Source organism: Dermatophilaceae bacterium Soc4.6 (assembly GCA_039889245.1).
Lineage (GTDB): Bacteria > Actinomycetota > Actinomycetes > Actinomycetales > Dermatophilaceae > Lapillicoccus.
Window position 1 is genome coordinate 1,223,016 of record JAZGVH010000002.1, and the last position, 20,277, is coordinate 1,243,292.

Annotated in this window: 17 protein-coding genes; 12 read left to right on the forward strand and 5 right to left on the reverse strand. The window is 72.5% G+C overall.

Annotation, left to right across the window (positions count from 1 at the left end):
* Positions 1 to 90: 90 nt before the first annotated feature.
* Positions 91 to 1,929 (reverse strand): DNA helicase RecQ, encoded by a 1,839-nt coding sequence (gene recQ / locus V3N99_05680; GenBank protein ID MEO3936236.1) that lies wholly within the window; start codon positions 1,927 to 1,929, stop codon positions 91 to 93.
* A gap of 106 nt (positions 1,930 to 2,035) precedes the next feature.
* Between recQ and msrA the strand changes: the two genes are divergently transcribed.
* The 9 genes from msrA to V3N99_05725 all read left to right on the forward strand — a co-directional run bounded on the left by msrA (position 2,036) and on the right by V3N99_05725 (position 13,656).
* A complete protein-coding gene (gene msrA / locus V3N99_05685) occupies positions 2,036 to 2,737 on the forward strand; it encodes a peptide-methionine (S)-S-oxide reductase MsrA (GenBank protein MEO3936237.1) in 702 nt (233 codons plus the stop codon).
* Between the two features lie 422 nt (positions 2,738 to 3,159).
* Complete coding sequence (locus V3N99_05690) at positions 3,160 to 4,698, forward strand: FAD binding domain-containing protein (protein ID MEO3936238.1); 1,539 nt, start codon at positions 3,160 to 3,162, stop codon at positions 4,696 to 4,698.
* Complete coding sequence (gene xdhB / locus V3N99_05695; protein MEO3936239.1) at positions 4,695 to 7,079, forward strand: xanthine dehydrogenase molybdopterin binding subunit; 2,385 nt, start codon at positions 4,695 to 4,697, stop codon at positions 7,077 to 7,079. The genes V3N99_05690 and xdhB overlap by 4 nt, the downstream gene beginning before the upstream one ends.
* Positions 7,076 to 7,912 carry a xanthine dehydrogenase accessory protein XdhC gene (gene xdhC, locus V3N99_05700; protein MEO3936240.1) on the forward strand — a complete coding sequence of 279 codons (837 nt, stop codon included), beginning with the start codon at positions 7,076 to 7,078 and terminating at the stop codon, positions 7,910 to 7,912. Before xdhB ends, xdhC begins: the two co-directional genes overlap by 4 nt.
* The gene (locus V3N99_05705) at positions 7,909 to 9,273 is read left to right on the forward strand and encodes a guanine deaminase (protein MEO3936241.1); all 1,365 of its coding nucleotides are present in this window, start codon (positions 7,909 to 7,911) and stop codon (positions 9,271 to 9,273) included. The genes xdhC and V3N99_05705 overlap by 4 nt, the downstream gene beginning before the upstream one ends.
* A 394-nt stretch (positions 9,274 to 9,667) precedes the next feature.
* Positions 9,668 to 10,549, forward strand: coding sequence for a SigB/SigF/SigG family RNA polymerase sigma factor (locus tag V3N99_05710; GenBank protein MEO3936242.1), 882 nt, complete (start codon positions 9,668 to 9,670; stop codon positions 10,547 to 10,549).
* 144 nt (positions 10,550 to 10,693) lie between these two features.
* Positions 10,694 to 11,446 carry a GAF and ANTAR domain-containing protein gene (locus V3N99_05715; GenBank protein ID MEO3936243.1) on the forward strand — a complete coding sequence of 251 codons (753 nt, stop codon included), beginning with the start codon at positions 10,694 to 10,696 and terminating at the stop codon, positions 11,444 to 11,446.
* A 107-nt stretch (positions 11,447 to 11,553) separates the two neighbouring features.
* The gene (locus V3N99_05720; GenBank protein MEO3936244.1) at positions 11,554 to 12,762 is read left to right on the forward strand and encodes a pyrophosphate--fructose-6-phosphate 1-phosphotransferase; all 1,209 of its coding nucleotides are present in this window, start codon (positions 11,554 to 11,556) and stop codon (positions 12,760 to 12,762) included.
* A 9-nt stretch (positions 12,763 to 12,771) separates the two neighbouring features.
* Complete coding sequence (locus tag V3N99_05725; protein ID MEO3936245.1) at positions 12,772 to 13,656, forward strand: ABC transporter substrate-binding protein; 885 nt, start codon at positions 12,772 to 12,774, stop codon at positions 13,654 to 13,656.
* A gap of 536 nt (positions 13,657 to 14,192) precedes the next feature.
* Here the strand turns inward: V3N99_05725 and V3N99_05730 are convergent.
* The 4 genes from V3N99_05730 to V3N99_05745 all read right to left on the reverse strand — a co-directional run bounded on the left by V3N99_05730 (position 14,193) and on the right by V3N99_05745 (position 16,948).
* Positions 14,193 to 14,795, reverse strand: coding sequence for a heme-binding protein (locus V3N99_05730; protein MEO3936246.1), 603 nt, complete (start codon positions 14,793 to 14,795; stop codon positions 14,193 to 14,195).
* 24 nt (positions 14,796 to 14,819) lie between these two features.
* Complete coding sequence (locus V3N99_05735; protein ID MEO3936247.1) at positions 14,820 to 15,821, reverse strand: aldehyde dehydrogenase family protein; 1,002 nt, start codon at positions 15,819 to 15,821, stop codon at positions 14,820 to 14,822.
* 9 nt (positions 15,822 to 15,830) lie between these two features.
* Positions 15,831 to 16,577 carry a hypothetical protein gene (locus tag V3N99_05740; protein MEO3936248.1) on the reverse strand — a complete coding sequence of 249 codons (747 nt, stop codon included), beginning with the start codon at positions 16,575 to 16,577 and terminating at the stop codon, positions 15,831 to 15,833.
* A gap of 89 nt (positions 16,578 to 16,666) precedes the next feature.
* A complete protein-coding gene (locus tag V3N99_05745; GenBank protein ID MEO3936249.1) occupies positions 16,667 to 16,948 on the reverse strand; it encodes a hypothetical protein in 282 nt (93 codons plus the stop codon).
* A gap of 265 nt (positions 16,949 to 17,213) precedes the next feature.
* Between V3N99_05745 and V3N99_05750 the strand changes: the two genes are divergently transcribed.
* The 3 genes from V3N99_05750 (at position 17,214) to V3N99_05760 (ending at position 20,263) form a co-directional block, all read left to right on the forward strand.
* Positions 17,214 to 18,392 (forward strand): helix-turn-helix domain-containing protein, encoded by a 1,179-nt coding sequence (locus V3N99_05750; protein MEO3936250.1) that lies wholly within the window; start codon positions 17,214 to 17,216, stop codon positions 18,390 to 18,392.
* Between the two features lie 144 nt (positions 18,393 to 18,536).
* Positions 18,537 to 19,568, forward strand: coding sequence for a TerC family protein (locus V3N99_05755; GenBank protein MEO3936251.1), 1,032 nt, complete (start codon positions 18,537 to 18,539; stop codon positions 19,566 to 19,568).
* On the forward strand, positions 19,565 to 20,263 hold the full coding sequence (locus V3N99_05760; GenBank protein MEO3936252.1) for a spermidine synthase: 699 nt from the start codon (positions 19,565 to 19,567) through the stop codon (positions 20,261 to 20,263). The genes V3N99_05755 and V3N99_05760 overlap by 4 nt, the downstream gene beginning before the upstream one ends.
* The last annotated feature ends 14 nt before the right edge of the window (positions 20,264 to 20,277 follow it).

A 20,277-nucleotide genomic window follows, 5' to 3' on the forward strand; every position in this document is an offset into this window, starting at 1 on the left:
TGTCCACTTCCTCCCTCACCGGCGCGGGCAAACCGGACGGGTAGGTGTCGAGATGACCACCCCGGGGCACGATGCGACCGACCGGCTGGCTCACTCCGCCGCGAGCACCTCGAGCACCTGCTCGCCGTAGCGCTCGAGCTTGGCCTGCCCCACCCCGCTGACCTGTCCGAGCGCGGCGAGGTCGGCCGGTGCGTCGCCAGCGATCTGGCGCAGGGTCGCGTCGTGGAAGATCACGTAGGCCGGCATACCTGACTCCTTGGCGGTGGCCGCCCGCCAGGCCCGCAGCCGCTCGAAGACGGGCTGGGCCTCCGGTGACAGGTCGGCCACAGCGGCCGCCGCCCGCGACGAGCGCGACCCACCACCCGAGCCGCGACGGCCCTTCGCGGGCGTCGGGTCGACCCGCAGCTCGACCTCGAGCCGGCGCCCGAGCACCTCGCCGCTGCCCTCGGTGAGCGCGAGCGTGCCGTGGTCGCCCTCGACGGCGAGCAGTCCGCGAGCCAGCAGCTGGCGCGTGACTGCCCGCCACTGCTGCTCGGTGAGGTCGGTGCCGATGCCGAAGGTCGAGAGGCCGTCGTGGTGGTGCTGGGCCACCTTGGGGGTGCGCTTACCGAGCAGGATGTCGATGCTCTGGCCGGCCCCGAAGCGCTGGTTGCGCTCGGAGGCCAGCCGCGCCACGGTCGACAGCAGCTTCTGCGCCGCGATGGTCGCATCCCACACGGTCGGCGGCACGAGGCAGGTGTCGCAGTTGCCGCAGGGCTCGCCGGGCTCCTGACCGAAGTAGCGCAGCAGCTGCCCGCGGCGGCACAGCGTCGTCTCGCAGAGCGCGAGCATGGCGTCGAGGTGAGCGCCCTGGGCACGGCGCCGCGCGAGGTCACCCGGTGAGGTGTCGATCATCCGCCGCTGCTGCACGACGTCGGCGAGGCCGTAGGCCAGCCACGCCGTCGCGGGCTGCCCGTCGCGCCCGGCTCGGCCGGTCTCCTGGTAGTAGCCCTCCACCGACTTCGGCAGGTCGAGGTGGGCGACGAAGCGCACGTCGGGCTTGTCGATCCCCATCCCGAAGGCGATCGTCGCGACCATCACCAGCCCCTCCTCGCGCAGGAAGCGGCTCTGGTGGTGAGACCGGACCGACGCGTCGAGCCCCGCGTGGTAGGGCAGGGCCGGAATGCCTTGCTTGGCAAGGGCTTCCGCGGTCGCTTCGACCGATGCCCGCGACAGGCAGTAGACGATCCCCGCGTCATCCCGGTGCTCGGTGCGCAGCAGGTCGAGCAGCTGCACCCGCGGCTCGGCCTTGGGCACGATGCGGTACTGGATGTTGGGCCGGTCGAAGTCGGCGACGAAGTGCCGCGCGCCCGTGAGCGACAGGTTGGTCGCGATCTCGGTGCGGGTGGCGGCCGTCGCGGTCGCGGTCAGCGCGATGCGCGGGACCTGCGGCCAGCGCTCCTTGAGCACGGTCAGCATGAGGTAGTCGGGCCGGAAGTCGTGCCCCCACTGCGCCACGCAGTGCGCCTCGTCGATCGCGAAGAGGGCGATGTCGCCGCGCCCCAGCAGGTCGAGGGTGAACTGGCTGCGTAGCGCCTCGGGCGCCAGGTAGAGCAGGTCGAGCTCGCCGTCGGTGTACGCCCGCTCCATCTCGCGACGGGTGCCGAGGTCCTGCGTGGAGTTGAGGAAGCCGGCCCGCACCCCGAGCGCCGTGAGGGCGTCGACCTGGTCCTGCATCAGCGCGATGAGCGGCGAGATGACGATGCCGGTGCCCGGCCGCACCAAGGCCGGGATCTGGTAGCAGAGCGACTTTCCACCACCGGTCGGCATGAGCACCAGTGCGTCCCCACCGGCGACGACGTGCTCGACGATCTCCTGCTGGTCGCCGCGGAAGGCGTCGTAGCCGAAGACGGTGCGCAGGGTGTCCAGCGGCGCAGAGGTGACGGGCACCTGCTGAAGTCTAGGTGGGCCACCGGAATGGTGGCGCCGGGCCGGTCGTTGCCCACAGTGAGGCCGGAGGTGCTGGCCGCGACGCACGTGAGGACAGGTGGAGCAGATGTTCGGTTTCGGCAAGAAGTCGACGATGGTCGCACGCGAGGACGCCCTCCCGGGCCGCGAGACCCGGCCCTTCGCGGTCGCCCCCACCCACGTGGTGCTCGGGACGCCGCTCGAGGGCCCTTACCCCGACGGCTTCGAGAGCATCTATGTCGCCATGGGCTGCTACTGGGGCGTCGAGCGCATCTTCTGGAAGCAGCCGGGCGTCTACGTGACGTCGGTCGGCTTCATGGGCGGTTACACGCCTCATCCGACCTACAACGAGTCGACGACCGGGCTGACCGGGCACGCCGAGACCGTGCACGTGGTCTACGACCCGTCAGTCACCACCCCCGAGCTGCTGCTCAAGCAGTTCTGGGAGAACCACGACCCGACGACCGCCAACCGGCAGGGCAACGACGTCGGCACGGCCTACCGCTCGGCGATCTACTACACGACCCCAGGCCAGGAGGCGGCGGCGGCCGCGACCCGCGACGCCTTTCAGCAGGTGCTCACCGAGGCCGGGCACGGCGAGATCTCGACCGAGATCCTGCCCGCCTCGCAGGCCGGGCCCTACTACCTCGCCGAGGACCTGCACCAGGGCTACCTGCACAAGAACCCTGGCGGCTACTGCAACCACGGCCCCAACGGCATGACCTGCCCCGTCGGGCTGCTGAGCAAGGACGGCGTGCCGGCCCAGGTCGACGTCCTGCCCCCCACGTGATCGCTGCCGCCTGACCCGCACCACCCACACGTCCGCGTCGACGAGGCCTCACCCCCTCCTCGACGCGGACGTCGTGCGCTCCGGTATCCGACTGTGGCAGAACGGAGCTCTTCGCTCCACCTCACGAAAGCCGAGGTCGAGGCGATCGTCCGCGACCTGCTCCCGGACGAGGCGCTCAAGTCAGTGATCACGCTGGCCACGGTGGTCACGCTGAGTCCCCCGCAGGCCGCGGCCGGCCCGCACACGGCTTCACGTGAAGGGTGATGGCGGCGATTCAGGTCACGCGACCCGCACACGGCTTCACGTGAAGGGTTGTGCACGTCCGCACCCGCGCCCGCCGCTCCGGCCGCGTCACGCCGTGCCGCCACACGCCTGTGACACCGCGGGGATATCCTCGGCCCTCACGGCGACAAGGAGCGGACATGAGCGTGCAGGTCTCCCCGGGCCCGACCCCTGGGTCCGTCCCGGCCGACGCGGCCGCCGTGACGGTGAACGGCACGACCTACCCGCTGACGGGTGTCCCGCTGCACACCTCGGCCCTCGACTTCGTCCGCGGGGTCGGCCTGACCGGGGCCAAGGAGGGGTGCGCCGAGGGCGAGTGCGGGGCCTGCTCGGTGCTGGTCCTGCGCCCGGGAGCGGACGGCGGGACCAGCCGGTGGACCGCTCTCAACGCGTGCCTCGTGCCAGCGGCCGGCCTCGACGGGCAGGAGGTCGTCACGGCCGAGGGGCTCGGCACGAGCGGCGCTCTCCACCCCGTGCAGCACGAGCTGGCCGTCCGGGGCGGCTCCCAGTGCGGCTACTGCACCCCGGGCTTCGTCGCCAGCATGGCGGCGGAGTACTACCGGCCCGGTCGGTCACCCCACCCCGAGGACGACACCCCAGCCGACACCGAGCACGGGCCCAACGGCTTCGACCTGCACGCGCTGTCGGGCAACCTCTGCCGGTGCACCGGCTACCGACCGATCCGCGACGCGGCCTGGGCGCTCGGCCACCCGGCCCTCGACGACCCCCTGGTCGCCCGCACGTCGACCCCGGCCCCCGACGCCCGCCCGACCCGGCTCACCCACGGCGTCGCCGACTTCGTGCGCCCGCCGACGCTCCACGAGGTCACCGCCCTGCTCGCCGAGCGCCCCGACGCGGTCGTCGTCGCCGGCTCCACCGACTGGGGCGTCGCCGTCAACCTGCACGGCACCCGCGCCTCCCTCGTGGTCGCGATCGACCGGCTGCCCGAGCTGCGCGCGTTGACGGTCAGCGACGACGTGATCGAGATCGGTGCGGGCCTCACGCTCTCCGAGGTGGAGGAACGACTGGGGGGCCGGATCCCGTTGCTGGACAGCCTCTTCCCGCAGTTCGCCTCACGGCTGATCCGCAACGGTGCCACCCTGGGCGGCAACCTCGGCACCGGCTCACCCATCGGTGACGCCTCGCCGGTGCTGCTCGCCCTCGACGCCAGCCTCGTCCTCACCGGGCCGCAGGGTGAGCGCGAGGTCCCGCTCGACACCTACTTCACCGGCTACCGGCGCAGCGTCCGCGCACCCGACGAGCTCATCCGCGCCGTGCGCATCCCCCTGCCCCTGGCCGAGGTGACGGCCTTCCACAAGATCGCGAAGCGCCGCTTCGACGACATCTCCGCCGTCGCGATCGCGTATGCCGTGCGGCTCGACGGTGGGCTCGTCACCCGGGCGCGCATCGGCCTGGGCGGCGTGGCGGCCACCCCGGTGCGGGCCGTCGCCACCGAGGCGGCCCTGCAGGGCCGCCCCTGGTCGCGCGAGACCGTCCTCACCGCGGCGGCGGTGCTCCGGGGCGAGGGGACACCGCTCGACGACCACCGGGCGAGCGCGCGCTACCGGGCGGCCATGCTCGGCACGTCACTCCCCCGGCTCTTCGGCGCCCACACCACCGGCGACACCGCCGGCGACAGCGCCGGCCGCACCAACCACTCGAACGGCGACGGCGCATGAGCACCCTCTCCGAACGACCAGCGAACCCCGTTGTCGGAGAAGCGATCCCGCACGAGTCGGCCGCTCTGCACGTGACCGGCGAGGCGCTCTACACCGACGACCTCGTCGGCCGGACCTCCGGGGTGCTCCACAGCCACCCGGTCGGCTCGCCGCACGCCCACGCCCGCGTGACCCGGCTCGACCCGTCACCTGCCCTCGCCGTGCCGGGTGTCGTGCGCGTGCTGACCGCCGCCGACGTGCCGGGCACCAACGACGCGGGCGTCAAGCACGACGAGCCGCTCTTCCCCGACGAGGTGATGTTCGTCGGGCACGCCGTGTGCTGGGTGCTCGCCGAGACCCTCGAGGCCGCCCGGCTCGGCGCCGCCGCCGTCGAGGTCGACTACGACCCGCTGCCCTCACTCGTCAGCGTGCACGACGCGATCTCGGCGGGCAGCTTCCAGGGCGGTCAGCCCCAGCTCGTGCGGGGCGACGTCGAGGCCGGGCTGGCCCGGTCGGCGCACGTCTTCAGCGGCGAGAGCGACATCGCGGGCCAGGAGCACTTCTACCTCGAGACCCACGCCTCGCTGGCACTGGTCGACGAGGCCGGCCAGGTCTTCGTGCAGAGCTCGACCCAGCACCCGAGCGAGACCCAGGAGATCGTCGCGCACGTGCTCGGGGTGCCGAGCCACGCCGTCACCGTGCAGTGCCTGCGGATGGGAGGCGGCTTCGGTGGCAAGGAGATGCAGCCTCACGGCTTCGCCGCGGTCGCGGCCCTCGGGGCGACCCTCACCCGCCGTCCGGTGCGCGTGCGGCTCACCCGCACGCAGGACATGACGATGACCGGGAAGCGACATGGTTTCCACGCCCGGTGGCGGGTCGGCTTCGACGCGGACGGGCGTCTCCAGGCCCTCGACGCCACCCTCACCGCCGACGGCGGGTGGAGCCTCGACCTCTCCGAGCCGGTGCTCGCCCGGGCCCTGTGCCACATCGACAACGCCTACTGGATCCCTGACGTGCGGGTGAACGGCCGGATCGCCAAGAGCCACAAGACCTCGCAGACCGCGTTCCGCGGGTTCGGCGGGCCGCAGGGCATGTTCGTCATCGAGGACGTCCTCGGCCGCTGCGCTCCCCTCCTCGGCGTCGCCCCGCACGAGCTGCGTCGGCGCAACTTCTACGAGGCCGGGCAGGCGACGCCCTACGGGCAGGAGGTGCGTCACCCCGAACGCCTCGGCCGGGCGTGGGAGCAGGTCGTGACCACCGGCGAGCTCGAGCGGCGGCGGGCCGAGGTAGCTACCTACAACGCGACGCACGAGCACTCGCGGCGGGCGATCGGCATCACCCCCGTGAAGTTCGGCATCTCCTTCAACCTCACGGCCTTCAACCAGGCCGGGGCGCTCGTGCACGTCTACAAGGACGGCTCGGTGCTCATCAACCACGGTGGCACCGAGATGGGTCAGGGCCTGCACACCAAGATGCTGCAGGTGGCGGCCACCGCTCTGGGGGTGCCGCTGGCCCAGGTGCGTCTCGCCCCGACCCGCACCGACAAGGTGCCCAACACCAGTGCGACAGCGGCGAGCTCGGGCGCCGACCTCAACGGCGGGGCCATCAAGGACGCCTGCGACCAGATCACGGCACGCCTGCGCGGCGTCGTCGGCGGCGAGTCGCTCAGCTGGGAGGACCTGGTGCGCACCGCCTACGCGCAGCGGGTGCAGCTGTGGGCAGCGGGCTTCTACCGCACCGAGGGGCTGCACTGGGACTCCACCCGCATGCACGGCACCCCCTTCAAGTACTACGCGTACGGCGTCGCGGCGGCCGAGGTCGAGGTCGACGGTTTCACCGGCGCCTACCGCACGCGCCGGGTCGACATCGTGCACGACGTCGGCGACAGCCTCTCGCCGATGCTCGACATCGGCCAGATCGAGGGCGGCTTCGTGCAGGGCGCCGGCTGGCTCACCCTCGAGGACCTGCGCTGGGACGAGGGCGACGGACCCACCCGCGGCCGGCTCGCCACCCAGGCGGCCAGCACCTACAAGCTGCCGAGCTTCTCGGAGATGCCCGACGACCTGCGGGTGACCCTCATGCAGGACGCCCACGAGGACGGTGTCGTCTACGGCAGCAAGGCGGTCGGTGAGCCCCCGCTCATGCTCGCCTTCTGCGTGCGCGAGGCCCTGCGCCAGGCGGCAGCCGCGTTCGGGCCCGAGGGCACGAGCGTCGACCTTGCCTCCCCGGCGACGCCGGAGGCGGTGTGGTGGGCCCTCGAGCAGGCCCGCGCGGGCACCAATCGAGGATCGGTAACCGTTGCGGCACAAGGGTCGTCGGGTGTCGAGCCCGAGCAGCCACCCGCCAGTGCGCCCCCGCTCCATCCGCGGACAGAGTCCGACGCCGAGCCGGTGACCCGGTGACGGCCACCGCCGGCACCTGGCTGACGGCCCTGACCCTGCTGCGCCGCGAGCGCCGGGCCGGGGTGCTCGTGACCGTGGCCGTCGTGCGGGGCCACGCCCCGCGCGAGGCCGGCGCCAAGATGGTCGTCGCCGCCGACGAGACGTGGGACAGCATCGGTGGCGGCAACCTGGAGGCCACGGCCATCCAGACCGCGCGGCGCCTGCTCGCCGACGACCGCCGCACCCCCGAGCTGACCACCAGCGCCCTGACGGAGCACGCTCCGACGCAGCACGGCATCCAGTGCTGCGGTGGCGAGGTGACCCTGCTGCTGGAGCCGCTGCCGGTGGTGCCTGCGGTCGCCGTCTTCGGTCTCGGGCACGTGGGCACCGAGCTCGCCCGCATCCTGTCGCGGCACGACCTCGAGCTGCACCTCGTCGACTCGCGCCCGGCTCACATCGAGCCGGCCCGGCTGGCCGCCCTGGCTGGTGGGCGCGCCACCCTCCGACCGCACCACAGCCCGGTGCCCGAGCTCGTGCTCGGCGAGCTGCCCTCTGGGACCCACGTGCTCGTGATGACCCACGACCACGCCGAGGACATCGCGCTGGTCGACGTCGCCCTGCGCAGCGCGCACCTCGGCTCGATCGGTCTGATCGGCTCCACCGCGAAGTGGCGCCGCTTCGAGCGGCGGCTGCGCGACGAGGGACACGACGACGCTGCCGTCGCCCGCGTGCGAACTCCCGTCGGAGGAGACCTCGTCTCGGGAAAGGACCCTGCCTCGATCGCCTTGGGGGTCGCGGTCGAGCTGCTCGGCCTGCTGGCCCGCGCCGACGCCCGGCGCGAGGGCGCCCGGTGACGACCGTCCCGGCCCAGTCCGCGGTGGGCGCGATGCTCGTGCGGGGCACGCTGCTCGACACCCCCGACGACCCCTTCCGTGGTGGCACGCTCCGCCACGAGCAGGACGGGGGGCTGCTGGTCGAAGACGGTGTCATCCGCGAGCGCGGTCCGTGGACGACCCTCTCCGCGAGGCACCCCGACGTCGACCAGCTCGACCTGAGCGGGGGGCTCGTCCTCCCCGGGTTCGTCGACACGCACGTCCACTTCCCCCAGGTGCGCGTCATCGGTGGGCTCGGCCTGCCATTGCTGGAGTGGCTCGAGCGCTGGGCGCTGCCGGAGGAGGCGCGCCTGGACGACGCGGCATACGGGCAGGGGGTGGCCAACGACCTGGTGTCGGGGCTGGTGCGGGCCGGCACGACCACTGCCCTCGTCTTCGGCAGCCACTTCGCGCCAGCGGTCGACGCCCTCTTCACCCGGGCGCACCAGGTCGGGCTGCGAGTCACCGCAGGGCTGGTCGTCGCCGACCGCGTGCTGCGCGACGACCTGCTGACGACACCCGAGCGAGCCCTCGGCCAGTCGCTCGAGCTCGCGGCGCGGTGGCACGGCCACGGCCGTCTGCGGTATGCCGTGACCCCCCGCTTCAGCCTGTCGGCCTCCGACGCGCTGCTCGCCGCCTGCGCGCAGGTCGCCCGCGAGGTGCCCGGCTCGCTGGTCACCTCGCACCTCAACGAGAACACCGAGGAGATCGCCGCGGTGGGGCGCGCCTTCCCCACCGCCCGCCACTACCTCGACTCCTACGACCGACACGGGCTGGTCGGGCCCCACACCGTGCTCGCCCACGACGTGCACCCTCGCGAGGACGAGCTGGCGGTGCTGGCCGCCCGCGGGGCTGCGGTCGCGCACTGCCCGACGAGCAATGCCGCCCTCGGCAGCGGACTCTTCCCCCTGCGCAGGCACGTGGAGGCGGGGGTGGCCGTCGCCCTGGGCTCGGACGTGGGGGCCGGCACGGGCTTCTCGCTGCTGAAGGAGGGTCTGCAGGCCCTCTTCCACCAGCAGCTGCTCGGCCCGGGCGGCCTTGCCCTGCACCCGGCGCACCTGCTGCACCTCGCTACCCGTGCCGGCGCGCTGGCGCTCGGCCTCGGCGACGTGACCGGTGACCTCGATGTGGGGCGCCGCTTCGACGCCGTGTGGGTGCGCCCCGCCGACGGCACCACCGCCGAGCTGGTGATGCGCCACGCACCCGACCCGGAGTCAGCCCTCGCCGCGGCGTTCGCGCTCGGAGGCACCGCTGACACCGCCGGGGTCTGGGTCGAGGGTCGGCAGGTCGGCCGCCGGGGTCATGACGGCCGCTTCACCGTGGTCACCGCGACGTCGGCGTAGCTCGTCCAGGACCTCGGCCTCGCGGGCGGCGATCTCCCTCGCCACCCTCCGCTCGGCGACGCTGCGGCCCTCGTACTGTCGACGCGCGTCCTCCAGCGCCGACAGCGCACCGATCAGCTCGCGCACCGACATCACGTCGGCGCTCCGGTGTCCACCGTGCGACCGTCCGTCACGTGCCCCACCCCCCATGCCGACCTCCTCGTCGTCGAGTGCGCCCGGGCCGGGGCCTCGCCGCCGTTGTCGGCAAGCGGCCGTCTCGTGGCCCGGAACGCCAGGTATTTACCCTCCTCGGCCCGGCCCAAACGGCATCAGGGTTGCCATGACGGCCAGTTAGTGGTTTGGTCAGGTAGATGGTCCAGCAGAGTGCCATTCGAAACCTTCACGGAAGGTCGACATGTCGACTCTGGCCACCGTGCGGGCGCCGATGCGCCCCGCCACCCCTCATCACGTCTCCCGCAGGGCTCTGCGCCACCACCCCAGCGGACTCGGAACCGCTCGCGACGAGGTGCGCGACGACCTCTCCTCGCGCACCACGGCACTCTTCGCCGAGCGCGACGCGAGCGACGACGAGGACCGACGCCATCGGCTCGAGGAGCGCCTCGTCGCGCTCCACCTGCCGCTGGCGGACGGCATCGCCAGCCGCTACAGCGGTCGAGGGATCGAGCGGGACGACCTCGTGCAGGTGGCCCGGCTCGGTCTGCTCAAGGCCGTGCACCGCTTCAGCGCCGAGCGCGGCGTGATCTTCCCCGCCTTCGCCATGCCCACGATCACTGGTGAGGTCAAGCGGCACTTCCGCGACCACGGGTGGGCCGTGCGGCCACCACGTCGGCTCCAGGAGCTGCATGCCCGGGTGGGTCCGGCCAGCCGCGACCTCGAGCAGCGGCTGCACCGTCCCCCTCTCGCCGAGGAGCTGGCCGCCGAGCTGGAGGTCGCCGTCGGTGAGCTGCAGCTGGCCCTCGAGGCTGCGACCGGGTTCACCACGCTGTCCTTCGACCACCACCCCGGTGACGACGCGCCCAGCCTGGAGCAGCAGCTGCCGGCCCAGGACGACGAGATCGGGCACGTCGAGGACCGGGTCGCCCTGCACGCCGCGATCGGGTCCCTGACGCCCCGGGAGCGCCTGGTGGTCAGCCTGCGCTTCGACCAGGACCTCACCCAGTCGCAGATCGCCGACCGGCTCGGAGTGAGCCAGATGCAGGTCTCCCGCATCCTGACCCGACTGCTGGACCAGCTGCGCCGCGAGCTCGAGACGCAGGAGGCCGGCCGCGCCGTCTGAGCGCCGTCTGAGCGCCGCCTCCGCACCGACGCCCCTACCGCACCGGGCGATCGCCCACCGGCTTGGGAGCGGACCGCCCCGCGGGTCACAATGGGGTGTCACGTCACCAGGTCGTCACCACGAGATCGTCTTGAGGAGGCCGTCTTGAATCCCGCCGCCCACTCCCCCGGTTTGGCCGAGGTCGTCACCGTGGACACCGCAGGCGCCTCCCGCCCGGCGGCGATGTTCGACCAGCTCGCGACCCTGATCTACGGTGCGGGAGGGTTCACCGAGATCTATGAGGCGCTCGTGCGCTCGGCGGTCACGCTGGTGGACGGCTGCGACCACGCGAGCCTCATGCTGCAGGGTCGCTCCGGTGTCTACGACACCATCGCGTCGAGCGACGACGTGGCCATGGCGGTCGACGACCTGGAACGGCTGCACAACGAGGGGCCCTGTCTCGACGCCATCGAGGAGGAGCGTCCGCAGCTCGAGCCCGACTTCGGCCACGCCAGCCAGTGGCCGACGCTGTCGCGCGCGATCGTGGCCCAGACGCCGGTGCGCGGCGGCGCCGGGTTCCGCATCATCGTGGGACACTCGAAGATCGGGGCCCTCAACCTCTTCTCCGACGAGGCGGGCGCCCTCGACGAGAGGTCCGTCGACCAGGGCATCATCCTCGCGGCCTTCGCCTCGGTCGTGATCGCGGCCGTGCAGAACCGCGACCAGGCCGAGACACTTGCGCTGGGCCTCAACAGCAACCGCGAGATCGGCAAGGCGATCGGCCTGATGATGGCCTTCCACAAGATCTCGGACGACGCCGCCTTCGACGTGCTGCGCAAGGCGTCGCAGGACATGAACATCAAGATCGCCGAGGTGGCCCGGCAGGTCGTGCAGCACCACAACAGCGACAAGGGCTGACGCGGGCTCACCGGGGGCGTTCACGGGCGGCCGCCGGGTGTCCGGTGGGTGTCCGGTGGGTGACCCACCGGGGGTGGGGCACGGCGTACGGGTCGTAGGTTGGACTCATGGCCATCCACCGTGTCGCTCTCCTCACCGCCGGGGGCTACGCTCCCTGCCTGTCGTCCGCCGTCGGCGGCCTCATCGAGCGCTACACCGAGCTGATGCCGCAGGTCGAGATCGTCGGCTACCGCCACGGGTACCAAGGGGTGCTGAGCGGCGACTCCTTCGTGGTGGACGACCAGGGACGTCGCAACGCCCCGCTGCTGCACGGCTACGGCGGCAGCCCGCTCGGCAACAGCCGGGTCAAGCTGACCAACGTCGACGACCTCGTGGCGCGAGGGCTCGTCGCGCCGGGGCAGCACCCGCTCGAGGTCGCCGCGCAGCGCCTCGCCGACGACGGCATCGACGTGCTGCACACCATCGGCGGCGACGACACCAACATCACCGCTGCCGGCCTCGCCGCCTTCCTGCACGAGCGTGGCCACGAGCTCACCGTCGTCGGGCTGCCCAAGACGGTCGACAACGACGTCATCCCGATCCGGCAGTCGCTGGGGGCCCTGACCGCCGCTGAGCAGGGCTCGCGGTTCGCGCAGAACGTGCTGGCCGAGCACGGCGCCAACCCGCGGATGCTCATCGTGCACGAGGTCATGGGCCGCGGCTGCGGCTGGCTCACCGCCGCCACCGCCCGGGCCTACCAGGCCTGGCACGCGCAGCAGGAGTGGGTGCCGTCGCTCGGCCTGACCCCTGAGCGCTGGGGGGTGCACGCGGTCTACGTGCCCGAGCTGCCGATCGACCTCGACGCCGAGGCGACGCGGCTGCAGTCCGTGATGGACGACATCGGCTGCGTCAACCTCTTCGTCTCCGAGGGCGCCGGCGTCGGCGAGATCGTCGAGCAGATGGAGGCGGCGGGCGAGCAGGTGCCCCGTGACGCCTTCGGTCACGTCAAGCTCGACGCGGTCAACCCCGGAGCCTGGTTCGCCCAGCAGTTCGCCTCGCGGATCGGCGCGGAGAAGACCATGGTGCAGAAGAGCGGCTACTTCGCCCGCTCGGCCCCGGCCAACGCGGCCGACCTCGCCCTCATCCGGCGGATGGTGCTCGTCGCGGTCGACTCCGCGATCGCCGGCACCCCCGGCGTGGTCGGGCAGGACGAGGAGCGCGGCGACGTGCTGCGGGCGATCGAGTTCGACCGGATCAAGGGCGGCAAGGCCTTCGACACGGGGGTCGGCTGGTTCCAGGACGTGCTGCGGGGGACGGGGCAGGCCCCGCCGACCTAGGCTCGGAGGATGCGCATCGTCTCGCTCCTGCCGTCGTCGACCGAGATCCTCTTCGCCGTCGGGGCGGGTGAGCACGTCGTGGGGGTGACCTACGAGTGCGACCACCCCACCGAGGCCCGCACCCGCCGCATCGTCTCGACCACCTCCCTGCCCGCGGGCCTGTCCCCCGCCGAGATCGACCACGAGGTCAGCCGCCGGGTGCAGGCCGGCGAGGACCTCTACCACCTCGACGTCGGGGCCCTGGCCGAGATCGACGCCGACCTCGTCGTCACCCAGGACCTCTGTGCCGTCTGCGCGGTCGACGTGGCCGACGTCGATGCGGCTCTCGCCCACCTGGGCGCCACCGCCGACGTCGTCACCCTCGACCCCCACACCCTCGACGAGGTGCTCGAGTCGGTGCTCACCCTCGGGCGTCGCACCGGTTGCGAGGAGGCGGCGGTGTCGCTGCTCGCGGAGCTCCGGGACCGACTGGACGCCGTACGACGGGCCGTATCAGGCCTGGAGCGCCCGCGGACCCTGCTGCTGGAGTGGACCGACCCGCCCTACGCCCCCGGCCACTGGGTGCCCGAGATGGTGACCCTCGCCGGTGGCACGCCCACCGTCGGGCAGCCGGGCGCGAAGTCGGTGCGGGTGACGTGGGAGGACGCGCTGGCGGGTGACCCCCAGGTCGTCGTGTGCGCGCCGTGCGGCTTCGGGCTGGACGAGTCGAGCGCGCTGGCGGCGGAGCTGGTCGCGAGCGGCACGCTACCCGACGTGCCCGTGTGGGCGGTCGACGCCAACTCCTGCTTCGCCCGACCCGGGCCGCGGCTGGTCGACGGTATCGAGGCCCTGGCGGCGATCCTGCACCCTGACCAGCTCGGAGCGCCCGACGCGGCGGTGGCTCGCCGGGTGTAGGCGGGCGAGCCCGCCCGCGACCGGCGCACCAGCTCGGTCCCGAGCCCACCGGTAGGACCACCGGCGAGGGCACCGACAGGCCGGTGAACATCGAGGCTCTGCTGGCCGGCAACGACAGCTCGACGCTGACCGGCGTCGGAGGGAACAACCTGCCGCTGGGTGGCGGCGGCAACGACCGGCTGATCGGCGGCGGCGGCAACGACTACCTCAACGGCGGTGCCGGTACCGACGACGCCGGCACCGGCAGCGGCGGCGACGCCTGCGTGGGCGTCGAGGTGCAGAGCAGCTGCGAGACCATCGTCAGCGGGCCAGCTGCGCTATGGCTACATCGACCGCCAGCGGACAGCCATCCGCTGCGAGCAGGGCGACGGCTACAGCAGCTGGCCGATGACCTACGCCACGATGCCCCAGGTGTTCTCCATCAGCGGCTCCATCGAGGGTGTCCAGTGGAGGGGCCTCACGCGCCCCCGCCGGGGTCCTGCTGCCCGCCGAGGACACTGCTCTCGAGTGGGAACCGTCGTGGACGTGACGCTGCGTCAGGTCGGGGTCGGGGTGGACGGGTCGGGCCGGGTGAGGCCCCCAGCGTCTGCGCCCACATCCTGGACGATCTCGTTGCGCCGCAGGAGCCACGGCACGTAGGGCGGGTCGAACCGCGCCCACCGTGGCGAGCCGACCAGGGTCAGCCCGGCACCGGTCACCGCGGACCGCAGCTGCTCGATGTGCTGCTCGAACGAGACCTCGGTCCACCGGCCGCGGTACCGGTGGGCGGCTGCGAGCACCTCTGCGCGCTCGTGCAGGGTCACCTCGGGGCTCATGGGCACCGGCGCGTCGGCCAGGGTGAGCGAGGAGGGCAGGACGAAGGCCACGGCGTACTCGCCCGTGTGGGTCGCGCGCTGCTGGACGGGCGTGGTCATCGCGATCGGCTGGGAGTCGCGCTGGATGACCGGCGAGGTCATCGCGAGCTTGGTCGTCGACCGGTTCTGGCCGCTGATGTATCCGAAGAGGGTGCGGAAGGCGGCGCCGCCCGCCTCCTCGAAGTCGCCGCCGACCACGACCTCCGCGACCACGTAGGCGGGGTAGCGACGCAGCTCGAAGCCCTCGTACGCCTGCACGACCTCGTAGGCCAGCTCTTCCGTCACCCTGGAGACGCTACCGAGCCGCGCTCAGGCCCTGAACGCCGACCCGAAGATGCCGGGCAGCTTGGCCCACGACGGGTCGGCGGCGAACCGGGTCAGCAGCTCGCCGGTCTTGCGTGCGCTGCGGGCGGAGACGAACCACGGCGGCTTGGGGGTGAGGGCGAACTCGCCACCGAGGGCCGACCGGGGGAAGGGACGGAAGGGGCCTCGCACGACGGTGCGCTCGATGTCGGCGAGCAGGATCGCGTTGTGCACCACACCGATTCCGCTCTGCACGTCGTCGAGCGTGTGCCCCGGGAAGGCGCCCCACGAGGCGTTCGCGGTGAGGAAGCCGACGCCCGTCCACGCGTTGATGGCCACGGTGCCGTACTCGAGCCGGGCGATCGCCTCCTCGAACCCCTGACCGAGGGCCTTCAGGGTCGAGGGGTCGACCAGGACGTTGGCCCCGAGGGTGCCGACGAAGTCGCGGTTGACGAGCTCGACGGCAGCGTCGAGGAAGGCCTGACCGGTGCCCGGCGCGTCGACGACCCCGAGCACGGGCGAGAAGTACTCGGTGGTCTCGACCACCGACGCCTTGTGGGACCCGCGGGCGTCGATGAGCAGCCGCCCGCCGTCCGGCCCCAGCCGCTGCGCATCCCCGTATGCCGCGGCCGCCGCCTCGACCCGCTCCCCGCTGCGGGGATACCAGGGCTCGCGTCCGGGCGCCGTGTCCATCGCGATGCGCAGCTGCTCGACGAAGGCCTCGCGCTGCGGCCAGTCACTGCTGAGCACGACCACCTGCCCGGCGATGCAGTTGTAGCCGCCGTTGTGCAGACGCTGGGTCGCGACGTGCTGGGCCTGGAAGGTGAGGTCGGCGTCCGACCAGGATCCGGGCACCACGATGATCGGCGAGACCCCACCCAGCTCACTCGTGATCGGCGTCTGCAGCAGCGGCGTCCCCGCCGCCTTGCGCTCGACGGCGTCCTCGCCGATGCCCCAGACGATCAGGTCGTGGGTGGCTGCGCTGCCGGTGATGTGCACGTGCGAGATGCCGTCGTGCTAAGCGAGGTAGGCGCCCACGTCGCCGCCACCGGCGACGATGGCGAGCAACCCGAGGTCGATGAGCGGCGCGAAGGCGGCCTCGTAGGCCGGCAGCAGCTCGTCGAGCGTCGGGTTGAGCTTGAGGACGACGACCCGGTTGTGCGCCACCAGCTCGTAGATGACATCTAGCGGGGCGATCGAGGTGATGTTGCCCGCCCCGAGGACCAGGCCGACCCCACCGGTCTCGGACGGGGTGCGCGCCCCGAGCCCGGCTCGCGACCGCACCTGCTCGGCGGTGACTCCCGGCGTCATCCACACGTCGGCGGAGAAGCCGTGGAGCAGGAGGTACTCGAAGTGGTTCGACGGCAGGGCGGGCACGGTCACGCGGCCACCGGGAGCCGAGCCCAGCTTCTTCCCGTCGACGGGGCTGGCGCCGGCGGCCACGGCCCCGAGCGACTGCTGCAGGGCGAGCAGCGCGGTGAGCGTGCAGTAGGGACCCGAGATCCACTCCTCCCCGACCAGGGGCGAGGAAGGGTCGAGGCCCTTGGCGCGCACCGCACCGGCGACCCACTCGTCGGCAGCGGCCGCGACGCTCCGGTGCACATCGGCCAGCAGGTCGACCCTGGCCGCCAGGCTCATCGCGGCCCACCGCGACTCACCCTCCTTGACGGTCGCCACCACGGCGTCGAGCCGTGCCCGCTCGTCGACCGGCAGCTCGCCCGTCGGGGTGGGGGCGAAGATCGGTGCGGTCGACTCGATGGTCATGGGGCTCCTCGTCGGGTGCTGCAGGGGCGTGGTCCGGCCCAGTGGGCCGTAGGACTACGCGCTCGGTGTCCCTGATTATCGCCCGTCGCCTACGAGTAGCGGTGGCTCTTGGCCGCGTGGCCCTGCTCACGCGTGCACGTGCGGCCGCTCATGGCGCGGTGACCACAGAGCCCAGCCTGCTCGTCCGGGGCGACGGGTGCGGCCGGGGGCACCGTCACGGAGGGCTCGGAGACCTCGGCGGCCTCGGCGGTCGCGGCCCGGCCCGGAGCCTTCGGGGATGCCTTGGGCGTCGCAGTGGGCTGTGCGGCCCTGGCCCGGAAGGCGGCGTGTCGTGCTTCGCGCATCGCGCGCGTGTCATCGGCCTTGCTCATCGTCGGATCACCAGAGCGACTGTAGTGCCGACCCCTGACGCTGCCGTCGACACGACCCGCCGACCTGGATGCCCACGGGGTGGAGCGGCTGCGGCGGATCAGCCCTCGTCGGATGGCGACGGCCACGGCGGAGGCGCGCGAGTCGGCGTCGAGCTCGGTGAAGGACGGGCGACCGCCCTCCCCCTGCCTCGACACCTCTGCGTGGTTCGCGACTGCGACACTGGAGGCCAGACCCGGAGACTGCCCGGGTCCGGCAGGAGGAGACATGGAACCCGACACGGTGCAGGCTGTCGCCGCCGGCGCAGCCGACGACGCCGGAGGCATCGACGAGGGCCTGCTCGGCTCGTTCCTCACCATCGTCGTCGAGGCGGCCACGTCGGGGCGGCGGCTGCGCGCCGGCGAGCTGCGGGCCTGCGGGGAGCGTGGGTCGGCGGCCGCCCAGGCCGGGGTGCCGCTGCGCGCACTCATCGACCTCTACCTCTCTGCGTGCTGGCGGCTGTGGGAGCGCCTCGACGTGGTGCTCGAGGGGGACGCCGCGCAGGTGCGGGCCGCCGGGCTCGCCGTCCTCCGGGCCTCGGACGACGCCGTCGCCGCGCTCGCCGAGGGCTTCCAGCTGGCCCGCAACGACCTCTCCCGCCAGCAGGAGTCGACCCGTCGCGAGCTGTTCGACACGCTGCTCGCCGGCGGACCGGCCGCGGCCGCCGTCACCGGGCGTGCCGCCGACCTCGGCCTCGACCTCACCAGCCCGCACGCCGTGCTCGTAGCGCGGCACGAGCGCACCTTCGACGACCCGTCCGCCGTGTCGGTGCCACGCCAGCTCGAGCGCGCGCTGGCCGGCCGGCACGGCGACGCGAATCCCGTTGTGGCGGTGAAGAACGGGCTGCTGGTCTGCATCTTCGCCGCCCCCGACCCCTCGAGCACCGAGCTGGTGGGCCGGCGGTTGGGCACGGTGCTGGCCAAGGCCCTGCCGGGTGGGACGGCAGGGCGCAGCTGGCAGGCCGCCGTGGGGCGCAGCCTGGCCGGTGCCATGTCGGTGCGGGTGTCCTATGAGCAGGCGTGCAGCGCGCTGGATCTCGCCGAGCGGCTGCGGCTGCCCACGCCGGTCGTCGACGTCTCCGAGCTCGTGATCTACCAGGTGCTGCTGCGAGACCGGGCCGCGGTCAACGAGCTCGTCACCACCGTGCTGGGCCCGCTGACCACGGCTCGGGGTGGGGCGGGTCCGCTGCTGCAGACTCTCGACGCGTACTACGCCACCGGCGGGGTCTCGACCGCAGCGGCCGCGCGGCTGCACCTGTCCGTGCGGGCCGTCACCTACCGGCTGCAGCGGGTGGGCGAGCTGCTGGGCACCAACCCCACAGACCCGGCGCACCGCTTCACGCTGCAGGCTGCCGTGCTCGCGGCCCGGCTGCTGCGCTGGCCGGAGGTCGCGCTCGAGCCGTCGTGACTCCCACCCCCCAGGTTGCCGACCGTCGGCAACATCGGCCGGTGCACGCGTCCGGCCGTCGACCCTGCCGGCAGCCGCCTCGCCGGTGATCCTTGAGGGGAGCGCAGCACTCCTGCACCGACCCTGACGCACAAGGAGAATCCCGTGTACGACGTCCCCACCTGGCTCTGGATCGGCTTCGCGGCGACCGTGGCCGTGGCCCTGGTCATCGACCTCGTGGCCCACCGTGACGACCACGTCATCGGCTTCACGGAGGCCGCCCGCTGGAGCGTCGGCTGGGTGGGCCTGGCGGTTGTCTTCGGCGTCGTCGTCTGGATCTTCGTCGAGCCGGCGATGGTCACCGACGCCGCCGGGGCCATGGTGCCCGCGACGACCGAGAGCGCCGGCGTGCAATACTTCACCGCGTGGCTGCTCGAGAAGAGCCTGTCGGTCGACAACCTCTTCGTCTTCGCGCTGATCTTCGCCTACTTCAGGGTGCCCGCGAAGTACCAGCACCGCGTGCTGTTCTTCGGGGTCATCGGTGCCCTGGTCTTCCGGGCCATCTTCCTCGCCCTGGGCGTGCAGATCGTCGAGCGCTTCTCCCCGGTGCTGTTCCTCTTCGCTGCGGTCCTGCTCTACAGCGCGTGGAAGCTGGTCAAGGGTGAGGACGACGACTACGACCCGTCGACCTCCTTCGCCCTCCGGGCGATGCGCACGGTCATCCCGATGAAGGACGAGTACCACGGCACGAAGTTCTTCCTCAAGGAGGCCGGCAAGCGCTATGGCACGCCGCTGCTCGCCGTCGTCGTCGCCATCGAGGCCGCTGACCTGGTCTTCGCCGTCGACAGCGTGCCCGCCGTGCTGGCCGTCAGCTCCGACTCGTTCATCGTCTACACCTCGAACGCCTTCGCCATCCTCGGCCTGCGGGCGCTCTACTTCCTGCTGGCCGGTCTGCTCGACAGGTTCCACTACCTGGGCAAGGGCCTGGCCCTCATCCTCGCCTTCATCGGCGTCAAGCTGATCCTGCAGGCCAGCCACGAGAACTTCTCCACCTCCATCCCGCAGATCCCCTCGCTGGCCAGCCTGGCCGTCATCGTCGTGGTGCTGGCCGCCTCGATCGTCCTCAGCCTCACGCGACCGTTGCCGCTCGCGCAGTCCGCGGACGACTCCGAGAAGGCCACTACTCTCGACGGATGAGGATCCAGGAGCTCGACTGGGGCGACACCCCGTGGGGTCCCATCAGCCTTCGCCGGCGATGGGACCCCGTCACGCAGCAGGACGTCCACGAGGTCAAGCTGGGCGACGACTTCCTCATGTCGAGCCAGTTCACCACCGGGGAGCAGGAGCTGGCCCGGCTCGGGCTCGCGGCAGTGACCGGTGCGCCGCTGACGGTCCTGGTCGGGGGGCTGGGGCTCGGCTACACCGCGGCAGCCGCCCTCGAGGACGCCCGCGTCACCGAGCTGACCGTGGTCGAGGCCCTGCCGCAGGTGGTCTCGTGGCACGAGCGCGACCTGCTGCCCGACACCGAGGGGCTCGCCGCGGACCCGCGCGTGCGGCTCGTGCTCGACGACTTCTTCGCGATGGTCCGCGAGGGCCGGGCCGACCGCACCTACGACGCGGTGCTGCTCGACATCGACCACGCCCCCGACTGGCTGCTCCGCGAGGACCACGGCGACCTCTACACGGCGCAGGGCTTCGTCCGGGTCGCCGCGATGATCGCCGACGGCGGCGCGTTCGCGCTGTGGTCCGACGAGCCACCTGTGCCGGAGGTCGTCTCGCGGCTGGGTGAGGCCTTCGGGCAGGCAGACGCGCGCGTCGTGACCTTTGCCAACCCGCTGACGGGTGGGGAGTCGGCCAACACGATCTACCTCGCGGTCTCGCCGCTGCGCTGAGGCCGCGCGGCAGG